Below are 12918 nucleotides of genomic sequence, written 5' to 3' on the forward strand. Positions count from 1 at the left end.
CCTTCGCGAAGGCGGGCAATCGTACATCTCTCTTCCAGATCGAGCTGCTGGTAGCGGCATCCCATGGCAACACTCCCTCGCCAGAGTGTTGCACTTCGTTTGAGAACTCAGGGGACCCAGATCTCAAGGCTGGGGGGATGATTGGAGTTGCTGCGCGGACGTAGAACCCGCCTCAACGCCATTCCATCTGGGTCCCGGCATTCGCCGGGATGAGCGGATTTTGGCTTGGACCCTACGCCGGCGGCGGCTGAAAGCCCCGGACGGTCTCGTCGATGGCCTGGGCGACGGCCAGGGTGCGGGCGTCGCCGCCGCGCGGGCCGATGAGCTGGGCGCCTACCGGCAGGCCGCCTGCGGTCAGACCCGCCGGGATCGCCGTCGCCGGCAGATGGAGCGTGGTGGCCAGGCTGATCCAGGTGAGCAGGGAGCTGTAGGGGATCGTCTTTCCGTCAGACATGACCAGCGAACGGCGGACGATCGGGCGCGCATCGTGGGGAAAGGCCGGCACCGGCGCGATGGGCGCCAGGATCACGCTCCAGCTGTCGAAGGCCGCGCCGATTTCGTGGCGCAGCCGGGCGCGGACAGCGTCGGCGGCCAGCCACTCACGATGCCGGGCGGTATAGGCCATGACGTTGGCTGCCGGCGACAGCGGTTTGGCGCCGCGAGCCAGGGCAAGGCGGGCGAAGGGGCGCGCGAACTCCATGGCGCGAAGGGTCATCGGCGGCAGGTCCTCGGCGATGACGGCGCCCAGCAGGGTCTGGTAGGCGAACAGCAAGGCGCGCATGTCCACCGGGCTGAGTATCGGCTCCACCACTGCGCCGGCGGCGCGAAGCTCGCCCGCAAAAGTCTCCAGCGTCGCGCGCACCTGCGGGTCCAGCGGGCACAGCGGATCGTCGAGCCAGAGTCCGATCCGGACATCCTTCAGGTCGGCCGGAGGCGCGCTAGGCGCCAGCGATCCGGCCTCCAGGGTGGACAGCAGCAGTCGCAGGTCCCGGGCTGACCGCGCCATGGGTCCCACCACATTGAGGTCGCGCTCCGCATAGGATCCGGGATGGGGCGGCACGTGGCCGCGCGGCGAAACCAGCCCCCAGGTCGGCTTGTGGGAATAGACGCCACAGAAGGATGCCGGAAACCGAAGCGAACCCCCGATGTCGGACCCGATCTCGAGCGCGGTGACCCGGGCCGCCAGGGCTGCGGCGGCCCCGCCAGACGATCCGCCCGGCGTACGACTGACGTCCCAGGGATTGTTGGTGGCGCCATAGAGACCGTTGACGCTCTGCCAGTCGGCGGCCATCACCGGCACATTGGTCTTGCCCCAGATCACCGCGCCAGCGCGGCGGGCATGCTGCACGGCGGCGGCGTCGCCGGTCATCCGACGCCGGAACTCAGCCAGCCCGGAGGACGCCGCCATGCCCGCCACGTCGAAGGTGTCCTTCACCGTCATGGGCAGGCCCATCAGCGGACCCAGGATCTCGCCGCGCGAGCGGGCGTCGTCGAGGGCGCGGGCGCGTTCCAGGGCGCGCTCCGGATCGGAGGCGACCACGGCGTTGAGGCGCCCATGGGTCTCGGCATGCCGCGCGAGCGCCGCCTTCAGCAGTTCCAACGACGAAACCCGACCCGCCGACAGCGCGGCGAGCTGGGTCGTGGCGTCCTGTTCGATCAGGCTATCCATCTCAGCGGGTCCGGAAGCCCAGCACGTCCTGCATGTCATAGGCGCCGGGTGGTTGGGAAACGGCCCACCGGGCGGCCACGACGGCGCCGCGCGCGAACAGGCTGCGGTCGCGGGCCGAGTGGCTGAGGGTCAGGATCTCCTCGTCGGCGGCGAAGCTCACGCTGTGCTCGCCGATGATGTCCCCGCCGCGCATGACGGAAAAGCCGATCTCGCCTTCAGGCCGGGGGCCGGTCAGGCCGTCGCGCCCGCGTCGGGAGACATCGGACAGGGCCACGCCCCGACCTCTCGCGGCGGCCTCGCCCAGCATCAGGGCGGTGCCCGAGGGCGCGTCGACCTTGCGCCGGTGATGGGCTTCGAACACCTCGATGTCATAGGCGTCGGCGGGCAGGGCCCGGGCCGCCTGACCCACCAGGCCGATCAGCATGTTCACGCCGAGCGAGAAATTGCCCGTGCGCACCACGGCGACACGGCCTGCAGCCTCGTTGATACGCCGGATGTGGTCTGGCGACAGGCCGGTGGAGCCGATGATCAGCGCGACGCCGCGCCCGGCCGCCTCGGCCGCCAAAGCTGCCGAGGCCTCCGGCGTGGTGAAGTCGATAACCACATCGGCGGCGCCCAGCGCTTCTGCGACAGTGACGAGGCCGTCACCCGCCACTCCCGGCCGGTCAAACCGACCCGCCAGCGCCAGCGCAGGGTCGGCGTCAACGATCGCGCGCACAGCCTGGCCCATGCGGCCCAGCGCGCCGGCGATCGCAATTCTCGTGAGACTGGACAGGATCGGCTCTCCGGTTGGGTGTGGCGCCCCCAGCATCGCGCCCCTGCGCAACCAGTCAACCACGCAGAGCCTTAAGCCGGGCCTAAAGGTTCCTCGCCGCGAAGCGTTGTCCCTGCCCACGCGGGTCTATAGGTTGTTCGCTTCAAGCCGGATTGATGCCCAAAAGGGCGGGGGACGTATGGACCAGGTTGAAAAACGCACCTTCACGGATGAAGAGGCGCTGAACTTCCACCGCTATCCCACACCGGGCAAGATCGGCATCCAGGCCACCAAACCGATGTCGACCCAGCGGGACCTAAGTCTTGCCTATTCGCCGGGCGTGGCCGTGCCGGTGCTGGCCATCGCGGCCGACCCGGACCTGGCCTACGAATACACCTCCAAGGGCAATCTGGTGGCGGTGATCTCCAACGGCACCGCGATTCTGGGCCTGGGTAATCTGGGTCCGCTGGCGTCCAAGCCGGTGATGGAGGGCAAGGGCGTGCTGTTCAAGCGCTTCGCCGACGTCGACGCCATCGACGTGGAAATGAGCTGCACCGACGTCGACGAGATCATCACCGTGGTGAAGAACATCGGCGTCACCTACGGCGGCATCAATCTGGAGGACATCAAGAGCCCCGACTGCTTCCGCATCGAGACGGAGCTTCAGGATCTGCTGGATATCCCTGTCTTTCACGACGACCAGCACGGCACCGCCATCATCTGCTCCGCCGGCCTGATCAACGCCTGCGAGATCACCGGCCGAAAGCTCAGCGATATCAAGGTTGTCCTGAACGGCCCCGGGGCTGCGGGCATCGCCACCCTGGGCTTGATCAAGGCCATGGGCGTCCGCCCCGACAACGTCATCGCCGTCGACCGCAAGGGTGTGCTCTGGCGCGGCCGGCCGGAAGACATGAACCAGTGGAAGTCGGCTCACGCCGTCGACACCGACAAGCGCACCCTGGCCGATGCGCTGGCCGGCGCCGACGTCTTTATCGGCGTGTCGGCCAAGGGCGCGTTGACGCCCGAGCTGGTCAAGACCATGGCGCCGCGCCCCATCATCTTCGCCATGGCCAATCCGGACCCCGAGATCACCCCGGAGGAGGTCTACAGCGTCCGCCCCGACGCCATCGTGGCCACGGGCCGCAGCGACTATCCCAACCAGGTCAACAATGTGCTGGCCTTCCCCTACCTGTTCCGCGGCGCGCTGGATGTCCGCGCGCGGCGCGTGAACATGGAAATGAAGATCGCCTGCGCCAATGCGCTGGCCATGCTGGCGCGCGAGGACGTGCCCGATGAGGTGGCCGCCGCCTATCACGGCGTGAAGATGAAGTTCGGCCCGGAATACATCATCCCCACGCCCTTCGATCCGCGTCTCCTGTCCTATATCCCGCCGTTCATCGCCCAGGCGGCCATGGACACCGGCGTGGCGCGCAAGCCCATCGAGGATATGGACGCCTACCGCGCCTCGCTGGCGCGCCGCCTCGACCCCACCGCCGCCTTCTCCCAGAAGCTGCAGGGCGCGGTGCTTTCCGGCCCGCAGAAGACCATCGTCTTCGCCGAGGGCGAGGAGCAGAGCGTGATCCGCGCGGCTTACGCCTTCCAGCAGCAGGGCCTGGGCAAGGCGGTGCTGGTCGGCCGCGAGGACCTCGTCCACGAGAACATGCGCAGCGCCGGCCTGGAGCCTGCGGAAGCCGGCCTTGAGATCGTCAACGCCCGGGTCTCGCCGTGGAATGACGCCTCGGTGGACCTGCTCTATGGCCGCCTGCAACGCGAGGGCTATCTGCGCCGCGACATCCAGCGGCTGATCAACCAGGACCGCAACGCCTTTGCCGCCGCCATGGTGGCGCTGGGCCACGCCGATGGCATGGTCACCGGCGTGACGCGCAACTTCGACCAGGTGCTGGAAGAAGTGCTCAACGTCATCGACCCCGCCGAGGACGGCCGGATCATCGGCATGAGCGTGGTGATGGCCAAGGGCCGCACCCTGTTCATCGCCGACACCAACGTCACCGAAATGCCCGTGGCCGAGGAGCTGGTCGAGATCGCCATCGAGGCCGCCCGCGCCGTCCGCACCCTGGGCTATGAGCCCCGCGTGGCGTTCATGAGCTATTCCACCTTCGGCAACCCGATGGGCGAGCGCTCGGCCCGCGTCCGCGATGCGGTGGCCATGCTGGACGAGATGGAGGGCATCGACTTCGAATATGAGGGCGAGATGCCGCCGGAACTGGCGCTGGAGCCGGAATCCCGCGGCGCCTATCCTTTCATGCGCCTGACCGGCCCGGCCAATGTGCTGATCATGCCCGCCATCCATTCGGCGGCCATCTCAACGCAGCTGATCAAGTCCCTGGGCGGCGCCGAGGTGATCGGCCCGATCCTGCTGGGCCTGGACAAGCCGGTGCAGATCTGCCCGCTGGGCTCCTCGGTCTCGCGGATCCTGCAGATGGCGACGTTCTGCGCCTACGACCGGCCGCTGGTGGAGCTGGATATCTGAGTTAAGGGTTCTTCCGCTGCCAATTGCGGCCTGCGGCACAGTTGCGCGACATGACCAACCTGCTTGACCAAGGTCTGTGGCCAACCTAGCGTTGGCGACATGACCATCAACGTCAATATTGGCGAGGCCAAGACGCGCCTCTCGGAACTTGTCAGCCGCGCGCTCGAGGGTGAGGAAGTCATCCTTCAGAAGGCCGGACGACCGGTGCTGAAGCTGATGCCGCTGGTCCAGGCGGGCAGGCTGGAGGCCGAACGGGTCGCAGCCCTTCGTACAGCCGGCGTTGGTGCGTTCCAGGCGGCGTTTTCGGGACAGGATCTCAGCCTTGAGGCGCTGAAGGCCGATCGCGACGATCCGCTTGCGCGGTTCCGGAGGAAATTTGGACCTGCTGCTTGATACGCACGTCCTGGTCTGGTTCGCGGCCGGGGACAGGCGTCTTGGGCCGGACTTCCTCAGCCTGCTGCCGGACCCCGGCACACGCCTGTTTGTCAGCGCGGTGACGGCGCACGAATACGTCGATCTGCTGATGCGTGGACGCTTTGGCCAAGGGGTCGACCTGGATCAACTGCGCGACGTCATGGGCTTTCATCTGCTCGACTTTCCGGCGGAATGCCGGGCGGTCGTCCAGACGCTGCCGGACATTCACCGCGATCCAGTTGACCGAATGCTCCTCGCCCACGCCATCACGCTCGACCTGCCATTGGCGACTGCGGACGCCACGCTGGCGCGCTATCCGGTGCGGATTGTGTGGTGAGGCTGGTGGGGTAGCCGGTGTGCGGTTGAGGGGTAGCCGGGGTGTCGGCTGATTTCTGAAGCCTCGGCGATGGAGCCCTTCCGCCCCCGCCCCGCCTTTGCTACACAGCGCGCCCCTCAAAAGGCCCCGCGTATGTCCGGCTACAGTCTGGGTATCGACTTCGGCACCACCAATACCGTGCTGGCGCTCGCCGATGCGAACGGACCCGCGCGTCTGGTGACGTTTCCGGCGCCGGAGGGGGAGCTATTTGCGTTTCGTAGCTGCCTCTCGTTCCATGCCCCGGCCGAGGCGCCGCAGGACCGACAGATCGCCGCCGGGCCCTGGGCCATCGACGCCTATGTGGAGGACCCGGCGGAGACGCGGTTCATCCAGTCGTTCAAGAGCTTCGCCGCGCAGGAGAGCTTTACCGAGACCCAGATCCTGGGGCGGCGGTATCGGTTCGAGGATCTGCTCTCCACCTTCCTGCTGAAGGTCCGCGACTATGCGGGCGGGGCGCTCTCAGGGCTGCCGGATCGGGTGATCGTGGGCAGGCCGGTCACCTTTGTCGGCGGTTCGCCGAAGGAGAGCCTGGCGCTGGAGCGCTACGAGATCGCCTTCCAGCGGATGGGCGTGCGCGAGGTGCTCTATGCCTATGAGCCGGTGGGCGCGGCCTTCTTCTTTGCGCGGGAGCTGAAAGAGGACGCCACCGTGCTGGTGGGCGATTTCGGCGGCGGCACCTCGGACTTCTCGATCATCCGCTTTGAACGGCACGGCGGCGAGATGCGGGCGATCCCGCTGGGCCGGGCGGGCGTGGGCGTGGCGGGTGACGCGTTTGACTATCGGATCATCGACAATCTGGTCTCGCCGGAGCTGGGCAAGGGGTCGAGCTACGAGAGTTTCGGCAAGGTGCTGCCGATTCCCAACCGCTACTACGCCGCCTTCGCGCGCTGGGATCAGCTGGCCATGATGCGCGCCAGCCGCGACATGCGCGAGATCCGCAAGCTGGTGCGCGAGGCGGTGGAGCCGGAGAAGATCACGCGGCTGGTGGAGACGCTGGACGAAAACTATGGCTATCGCCTCTACCGTGCCGTCTCGAAACTGAAGGAGACGCTGTCGACCGAAGCGATGGCGGAGTTCCGGTTCGAGGCGGGATCGATCCGGATTGTCCGCGATGTGGCCCGCGCGCAGTTCGAGGGCTGGATCGCGCCGGAGCTGGCGAAGATCGAGGTCGCGGTGGATCAGGCGCTGGCGGACGCCGGGCTGCCGGCGGGCGGCATCGACCGGGTGTTCCTGACCGGCGGATCATCGCTGGTGCCGGCGGTGCGCGCGATCTTCCATCGCCGGTTCGAATCTGGCCGCATCGAGACCGGCGCGGAACTGGAGTCCATCGCCTCAGGCTTGGCCCTGATGGCCCGCGAACGCGACCTCAGCCAGTGGACGGCGCGTTCGGGGGCTTGAGCTGAACTCCTGTCGGCAACTACGCGACGTAACCGCAACGCGATCACCTCGGTTCCATCAACCGGCCTTCGCAGCGGCCGCGAGGGTGTCGTTGATCCGGGTTTGCCAGCCCGGTCCCGTGGCCTTGAAGTGATCAACCACAGCCTGATCCAGGCGTAGCTTGATCGCGACCTTCGGCGCCTCGGCTTTTGGCCGCCCGCGGGGCGCCTTGAACGCGGCGATGACCGCGGCGGGCAAGACCTCTTCCGCTGGCCGCATTTTCGCGAAATCAGCGTCGGTCAATTCAGGGCTGTCGTTATCAGGGCCCATGTCGTTTCACCTCTCGCGTGTTCGCCTTACGCAGGCTGATCGCCCGGATCCTGCCGTCACGGACGGTGAAGATCAGGACATGGAGACGGCCTCCCAATTGGCCGACGGCGATGAACCGGTCCTCGCCATAGTCGGCGCGGTCATCGACGCTGACCATAGCGCCCGCCATTTCGAACTCGGACGCGGCGGAAAGGCTGATGCCATGCTTGGCGACATTGGCCTCGTCCTTCGCACCATCGCATTCGATCTCCATGGGTATTGCTGTACCCCCGGAAATGGAGTTCAGCAACTATTTATTGGGGGTACGTAAAAAGAGAGCTGTCGTCGTGACATTTTGGAGCCAGTCGCAGAATAGCGAACGGCGTGAAGCTGAACCCCTTCTCCACTTGTGGGTGAAGGGAGATTGCGGTGGCACTTGCAACAACACTCCAACCGACGAGGCCCGACTCGCCAGGCAGATCGGGTCTTGTTGCATGTCTTTCTGACAGCGCCCCACGAGGGGGAGGGCCTACCCCCTACGGCGCCACCTCCGCGCCGAACGCCGCGACATCCTCGATCAGCGAGGCCGCCGCCATGGCCACCAGCTCCCCGCCCTTTTCCGGGCTCGCCTGGCCAGGGTCGGAGCCCATCCGTCCGTCGGCGTAGCGGGCGCGGAAGTCGGCGGCTTCGCGGATGGGGCCGGTGGGGGCGATCTGCGGGGCGTAGTTGGCGGTCTTGATGGCGTCCGGATAGGCCCACTGGGTGACGGCGATCTCCGACGGCGTGGCGTGGCTGCCGTGGCCGGTGGGGAACTGGCGGCCGGCCAGACCCATCACGCCCTTCAGCTCCCACCAGTTCTTCTGCTTGCAGGCGAAGCCGCGCTTGCCGCCTGAATAGCTGACCTCGGCGTAGAGTTCCGAGAAGGCCGCGTCGATGGTGGCGGTGTTCCCGCCGTGGCCGTTCAGGAAATAGATCTTCTCGAAGCCATGGTGCGCCAGGCTGCGCACCCAGTCGCCGATCGCCAGCATGAAGGTGGAGGGGCGCAGCGCGATGGTGCCGGGGAAATCCAGATGGTGCTGGGCCATGCCGATGTTGAAGGTGGGCGCCACCAGGATGTCGCCGGTCTTCTGGGCCTCATGGGCGATGATCTCGGGGCATAGCCAGTCGGTGCCCAGCAGGCCGGTGGGGCCGTGCTGCTCGTTGGAGCCGATGGGTACGACCACCGTCTTTGACCGCGCCAGAAAGCCCTCGATCTCGGCCCAGGTGGACAGGTGCAGCAACATATGGAGGGTCCCTTCGCGTGCGAGCGTGCGGCCCATTACCGACCGGGTCGAGCGCCGAGGTCAATCGCAACGCCCCGGTGTCATCCCGGTTTTCGTGAAACGAAAGACCGGGACCCATAAACTCCGTGCATCGATCACAGGGCGAAGCGTTACCACCTCGCGAGGACTTGCAGCGCGGAGTTCATGGGTCCCGGTCTTTCTCCTGCGGAGAAAACCGGGATGACACTCCTGGGGGTGATGGCGCCGGATTACCCGCAGCAGTTTTTGCGGGTCCTGCCCAATACCGACCGGGTGGGCGCCGAGGTCAATCGCCGGAAACTTCGATCCGCAGGTCGGAGGCCTGCATGCCCACCAGTCGCCACCCGCCCTTGGCCCAGGCGAAGGTCAGCAGGCAGCGATCTGGCGCCCGGGCGTCGGCCAGGCACGCGCGGTTCCCGTCGATGACCTTCATTTGCCCGGCGATCTGATCGACACCCGGCGCGGTGGTCAGAGCCTGGCTGGAGCCCGCGCGCACCAGGTGCACCGCGTCCGGCCCGATCATCCGATCGAGCGCAAACTCCGAGGGCCCCCCCTCCACATCCAGCACCTTTGACCGCGCGACCTCGGACATCTGGCGGCGGACGTCGTCGCGAACGGCCGGGCGGTCAATCTCGGCCTCGAAGGCGACGCGATCACCCTTGGCCGCCGCAGCCAGCAGGCGGCTGGCGGACTCAGTGGCGCCTCTGGGCGCAGCGTCGCCGCAACCGGCGAGGCCGGCCGAGACAAACGCAATCACGAGGAGGCGGCGAATCATCGCTGGAAGGTCTGCGGACGCGGACGCAGGGGCAAGGGTCCTTCGCACACGTGTTGCGCATACGGGCCGTCTGCGCTTAGTCCCTGCGTGGAAGTTCCTGCGGGAGATTGAGCGTGTCCGACGGCGAAGTGTTTCCGGTTCCCGAGGCCTGGGCGAAGAAAGCCCATATGAATGCGGCGGCCTATGACGCCGCCCTGCGTCGTGTGGACGCTGACCCCGAGGGGTACTGGACTGACATCGGCCGCCGGCTCGACTGGATGACCCCGTTTACCGAGGTCAAGGATGTCTCGTTCCACAAGGAAGACTTCCGCGTCCGCTGGTACGCCGACGGGGTGCTGAACGTTTCGGTCAACTGCCTGGACCGGCACCTCAAGAGCAACGGCGATACCGTCGCCCTGATCTGGGAAAACGACGACGGCAGCGTCCACGACAAGCTGACCTATCGCCAGCTTCACGCCGAGGTTTGCCGCTGGGCCAATGTGCTGAAGGCGCGCGGCGTCAAGAAGGGCGACCGGGTCACCATCTATCTGCCGATGATCCCGGCGGCGGCGGCCTCGATGCTGGCCTGCGCAAGGATCGGCGCGGTGCATTCGGTGGTGTTCGGCGGCTTCTCGCCCGACAGCATCGCCGGGCGAATCCAGGACTGCGATTCGAAGGTCGTCATTACCGCCAACGAGGGCCTGCGCGGCGGCAAGGTTGTGCCGCTGAAGGCCAATGTGGACGAGGCGTTGAAGTCGTGTCCCGGCGTGACCGACGTGATCGTGGTGCGTCGGACGAACACCGAGGTTCCGATGGTCGAGGGTCGCGACGCCTGGTTCTCGGACCTGAAGAAGACCGTCTCCGACAGTTGCGACCCGGAGCCGATGAACGCCGAGGATCCGCTGTTCATCCTCTATACGTCGGGATCGACCGGCAAGCCCAAGGGCGTGCTGCACACCACCGGGGGCTATCTGGCCTGGGCCAGCTGGACGCATGAAACCGTGTTCGACTACCGACCCGGCGAGGTGTTCTGGTGCACGGCCGACGTGGGTTGGGTGACCGGTCACAGTTATGTGGTCTATGGGCCGCTGGCCAATGGCGCCACCAGCCTGATCTTCGAGGGCGTACCCAACTACCCGACCACGTCGCGCTTCTGGGAAGTTTGCGACAAGCATCAGGTGGAGATCTTTTACACCGCGCCCACGGCGCTGCGGGCCCTGATGCGGGAGGGCGACGAGCCGGTGACCCGCACCTCGCGCAGCTCGATCCGGTTGCTGGGCACGGTGGGTGAGCCGATCAACCCCGAGGCCTGGCTCTGGTATCACCGGGTGGTCGGCGAGGGGCGGTGCCCGATCGTCGACACCTGGTGGCAGACTGAAACCGGCGCCTGCCTGATGACGCCGCTGCCCGGCGCGCACGCCCTGAAGCCGGGGTCCTGCGCAAAGCCCTTGCCCGGCGTGATGCCGCAACTGGTGGACGCCGAGGGCAAGGTGCTGGACGGCGCCATCAGCGGAAACCTGTGCATCACCGACAGCTGGCCCGGCCAGATGCGCACGGTCTACGGCGACCACCAGCGCTTCATCGACACCTATTTCTCCACCTACCCCGGCAAGTACTTCACCGGCGATGGCGCCCGGCGCGACGCGGACGGCTACTACTGGATCACCGGCCGGGTGGACGATGTGATCAATGTCTCCGGTCACCGGCTGGGCACCGCCGAGATCGAGAGCGCGCTGGTGGGCCACAGCGCCGTCGCAGAGGCGGCCGTCGTGGGCTATCCGCACGATATCAAGGGACAGGGCATATACTGCTACGTCACCCTGAAGGTCGGGGTGGACGCGACCGATGCCTTGCAGGCGGATCTGCGCGGCCACGTGCGGCGCGAGATCGGGCCCTTCGCCGCACCTGATGTGATCCAGTTTGCACCCGGTCTTCCCAAGACCCGCTCGGGCAAGATCATGCGCCGCATCCTGCGCAAGATCGCGGAGGATGATCTTTCCAACCTGGGCGACATCTCCACCCTGGCCGAGCCGGCGGTGGTGGATGACCTGGTGAAGAACCGCGCGGCGCGGCGCGGCGATGACGAGATCATCAGTGACGGCCAACGGGTCTCGACCCGGGAGATCGAAGCCGTTTTGGCCAATCACGGCGCCGTCGCCGAAGCTGCGGCCGTCGGGTTCCCGTCGGCCAAGCGGGGCGAGGCGGTCTGGGCTTTCGTGACGCCGGAGCCGGGAGCCATGGTCAGCGACGTGCTGGCCGCTGACCTCAAGGGCTGGGTGCGCCGCGAACTGGGCGCCCACGCTGTGCCGGAGGTGGTGCAGTTCGGCCCCCTGCCCAGGACGCCCTCCGGCGAAGTGGTCCGGCCGCTGCTGGAACGGATCGCCGCGACGGGCGAGGCGGGCGATGTCTCCGGTCTGGCCGACACGGCGGTGGCGGACTATCTGGTGAAGACCCGGGCCGACGCCCAGGGCTGATGTCACCGGATCTGCCGCCCGCACTTCGCAGCGCCATCGACCGGGAGATGGCCGGGGTCTCACGCCAGTCGATGGCCGAGCGGACCGCCGCCACCACGACGGCCTATCGTGCGGGCGGGACCTCTGCGTCTGCCATCCGGGGGCGGGACGATGCGCTGGCCTATGCGCTGGCGCGGCTGCCGGCCACCTATGCCGCCTGCGCCGAAGTGTTCAGCGAGGCCGGGCGGATGATCCCGGGGTTCTCGCCGCAGAGCCTGCTGGACGCGGGATGTGGCCCCGGCGGCGGAAGCTGGGCGGCGCGTGAGGCCTGGCCTGGCCTGAGCCAGGTGACCTGGCTGGACGCCAACCCGCCGTTCCTTGAGCTGGCCCAGCGGCTGGCGACGGGCAGTGCGCTGGCCGCCGCGGCCGTCCGCCGCGGAGACCTGCTGGCGGGAGCCTATCCGGGCGCGGATCTGGTGCTGGCCAGCTACGCCCTCGCCGAGATCGCGGAGGCGGACCTCGCCCGGGTCACAGGCCATCTGTGGGCGGCGTGCAGCGGCGTGCTGGCCCTGGTCGAGCCCGGCACGCCAGCGGGATATGCGCGGCTTCTGGCGGCCCGGCGTGTCCTGATCGACGCCGGTGCGGTGGTGGCAGCGCCCTGTCCGCACCATGAGGCTTGCCCGCTGGTCGGCCCCGACTGGTGTCACTTCAATGTGCGCCTGGCCCGCAGCCGCGACCATCGTCTGGCCAAGGTGGCCGAGGTTCCCTACGAGGACGAGAAGTACGCCTATTTGCTGGTGGCCCGACCTGGTCTCGGGATCGCGCCGCGTCACCCCCGCGTGCTGGATCGGCCCCGGGTGGGCAAGCCGGGTATCGAGCTCAAGCTCTGCGGCCCGGACGGCGTGGAGCGACGCTTCGTCGCCCGCCGCGACAAGCCCGCCCATGCGGTGGCCCGTCGGCTTGACTGGGGCGATGTTCATGAGGGGTGAGCGCGAGCCCGGCGTAGGCCGGATGACATAC

12 protein-coding genes and 1 pseudogene are annotated in these 12918 nt (G+C 67.5%); 7 read left to right on the plus strand and 6 right to left on the minus strand.

The window, feature by feature from the left end:
* Nucleotides 1–232: 232 nt before the first annotated feature.
* Both ACIQ3B_RS10090 and dapB read right to left on the minus strand, forming a co-directional pair.
* Nucleotides 233–1669 carry an amidase family protein gene (locus ACIQ3B_RS10090; protein WP_397402144.1) on the minus strand — a complete coding sequence of 479 codons (1437 nt, stop codon included), beginning with the start codon at nucleotides 1667–1669 and terminating at the stop codon, nucleotides 233–235.
* 1 nt (nucleotide 1670) lies between these two features.
* Nucleotides 1671–2444, minus strand: coding sequence for a 4-hydroxy-tetrahydrodipicolinate reductase (gene dapB / locus ACIQ3B_RS10095; protein WP_397402195.1), 774 nt, complete (start codon nucleotides 2442–2444; stop codon nucleotides 1671–1673).
* Nucleotides 2445–2622: 178 nt separating this feature from the next.
* Between dapB and ACIQ3B_RS10100 the strand changes: the two genes are divergently transcribed.
* The 4 genes from ACIQ3B_RS10100 to ACIQ3B_RS10115 all read left to right on the plus strand — a co-directional run bounded on the left by ACIQ3B_RS10100 (nucleotide 2623) and on the right by ACIQ3B_RS10115 (nucleotide 7102).
* A complete protein-coding gene (locus tag ACIQ3B_RS10100) occupies nucleotides 2623–4914 on the plus strand; it encodes an NADP-dependent malic enzyme (protein WP_397402146.1) in 2292 nt (763 codons plus the stop codon).
* 99 nt (nucleotides 4915–5013) lie between these two features.
* Nucleotides 5014–5307 carry a type II toxin-antitoxin system Phd/YefM family antitoxin gene (locus ACIQ3B_RS10105; RefSeq protein WP_397402148.1) on the plus strand — a complete coding sequence of 98 codons (294 nt, stop codon included), beginning with the start codon at nucleotides 5014–5016 and terminating at the stop codon, nucleotides 5305–5307.
* Nucleotides 5291–5665, plus strand: coding sequence for a type II toxin-antitoxin system VapC family toxin (locus tag ACIQ3B_RS10110; RefSeq protein ID WP_397402150.1), 375 nt, complete (start codon nucleotides 5291–5293; stop codon nucleotides 5663–5665). The genes ACIQ3B_RS10105 and ACIQ3B_RS10110 overlap by 17 nt, the downstream gene beginning before the upstream one ends.
* 132 nt (nucleotides 5666–5797) lie before the next feature.
* Complete coding sequence (locus ACIQ3B_RS10115) at nucleotides 5798–7102, plus strand: Hsp70 family protein (RefSeq protein ID WP_397402152.1); 1305 nt, start codon at nucleotides 5798–5800, stop codon at nucleotides 7100–7102.
* A gap of 57 nt (nucleotides 7103–7159) precedes the next feature.
* Here the strand turns inward: ACIQ3B_RS10115 and ACIQ3B_RS10120 are convergent, their stop codons facing one another.
* From ACIQ3B_RS10120 to ACIQ3B_RS10135, 4 genes are all read right to left on the minus strand, one after another.
* Entirely contained in the window at nucleotides 7160–7411 is a 252-nt protein-coding gene (locus tag ACIQ3B_RS10120; protein ID WP_397402154.1) for a BrnA antitoxin family protein, read from the minus strand.
* Nucleotides 7401–7664 (minus strand): BrnT family toxin, encoded by a 264-nt coding sequence (locus tag ACIQ3B_RS10125; protein WP_397402156.1) that lies wholly within the window; start codon nucleotides 7662–7664, stop codon nucleotides 7401–7403. Before ACIQ3B_RS10125 ends, ACIQ3B_RS10120 begins: the two co-directional genes overlap by 11 nt.
* A 262-nt stretch (nucleotides 7665–7926) precedes the next feature.
* On the minus strand, nucleotides 7927–8673 hold the full coding sequence (locus ACIQ3B_RS10130; protein WP_397402158.1) for a creatininase family protein: 747 nt from the start codon (nucleotides 8671–8673) through the stop codon (nucleotides 7927–7929).
* Between the two features lie 304 nt (nucleotides 8674–8977).
* Complete coding sequence (locus tag ACIQ3B_RS10135; RefSeq protein WP_397402160.1) at nucleotides 8978–9466, minus strand: hypothetical protein; 489 nt, start codon at nucleotides 9464–9466, stop codon at nucleotides 8978–8980.
* Nucleotides 9467–9633: 167 nt separating this feature from the next.
* Here ACIQ3B_RS10135 and acs point away from each other — a divergent pair.
* The 3 genes and pseudogenes from acs to ACIQ3B_RS10150 all read left to right on the plus strand — a co-directional run.
* Nucleotides 9634–11511: pseudogene (acs, locus tag ACIQ3B_RS10140) on the plus strand (acetate--CoA ligase); the annotation flags it as partial.
* Nucleotides 11497–11919 carry a hypothetical protein gene (locus tag ACIQ3B_RS10145; RefSeq protein WP_397402197.1) on the plus strand — a complete coding sequence of 141 codons (423 nt, stop codon included), beginning with the start codon at nucleotides 11497–11499 and terminating at the stop codon, nucleotides 11917–11919. The pseudogene acs and the gene ACIQ3B_RS10145, both read left to right, overlap by 15 nt.
* Nucleotides 11919–12887, plus strand: coding sequence for a small ribosomal subunit Rsm22 family protein (locus tag ACIQ3B_RS10150; RefSeq protein WP_397402162.1), 969 nt, complete (start codon nucleotides 11919–11921; stop codon nucleotides 12885–12887). The genes ACIQ3B_RS10145 and ACIQ3B_RS10150 overlap by 1 nt, the downstream gene beginning before the upstream one ends.
* Nucleotides 12888–12918 lie beyond the last annotated feature (31 nt).

This window comes from Phenylobacterium sp., from assembly GCF_044358365.1.
GTDB lineage: Bacteria > Pseudomonadota > Alphaproteobacteria > Caulobacterales > Caulobacteraceae > Phenylobacterium.

Excerpts from the sequence above, each read along its gene's own strand:
- ACIQ3B_RS10090 (WP_397402144.1), bottom strand. The coding sequence starts at position 1,669 with ATGGATAGCCTGATCGAACAGGACGCCACGACCCAGCTCGCCGCGCTG.
- ACIQ3B_RS10100 (WP_397402146.1), top strand. The coding sequence starts at position 2,623 with ATGGACCAGGTTGAAAAACGCACCTTCACGGATGAAGAGGCGCTGAAC.
- ACIQ3B_RS10105 (WP_397402148.1), top strand. The coding sequence starts at position 5,014 with ATGACCATCAACGTCAATATTGGCGAGGCCAAGACGCGCCTCTCGGAA.
- ACIQ3B_RS10115 (WP_397402152.1), top strand. The coding sequence starts at position 5,798 with ATGTCCGGCTACAGTCTGGGTATCGACTTCGGCACCACCAATACCGTG.
- ACIQ3B_RS10120 (WP_397402154.1), bottom strand. The coding sequence starts at position 7,411 with ATGGGCCCTGATAACGACAGCCCTGAATTGACCGACGCTGATTTCGCG.
- ACIQ3B_RS10125 (WP_397402156.1), bottom strand. The coding sequence starts at position 7,664 with ATGGAGATCGAATGCGATGGTGCGAAGGACGAGGCCAATGTCGCCAAG.
- ACIQ3B_RS10130 (WP_397402158.1), bottom strand. The coding sequence starts at position 8,673 with ATGTTGCTGCACCTGTCCACCTGGGCCGAGATCGAGGGCTTTCTGGCG.
- ACIQ3B_RS10135 (WP_397402160.1), bottom strand. The coding sequence starts at position 9,466 with ATGATTCGCCGCCTCCTCGTGATTGCGTTTGTCTCGGCCGGCCTCGCC.
- ACIQ3B_RS10150 (WP_397402162.1), top strand. The coding sequence starts at position 11,919 with ATGTCACCGGATCTGCCGCCCGCACTTCGCAGCGCCATCGACCGGGAG.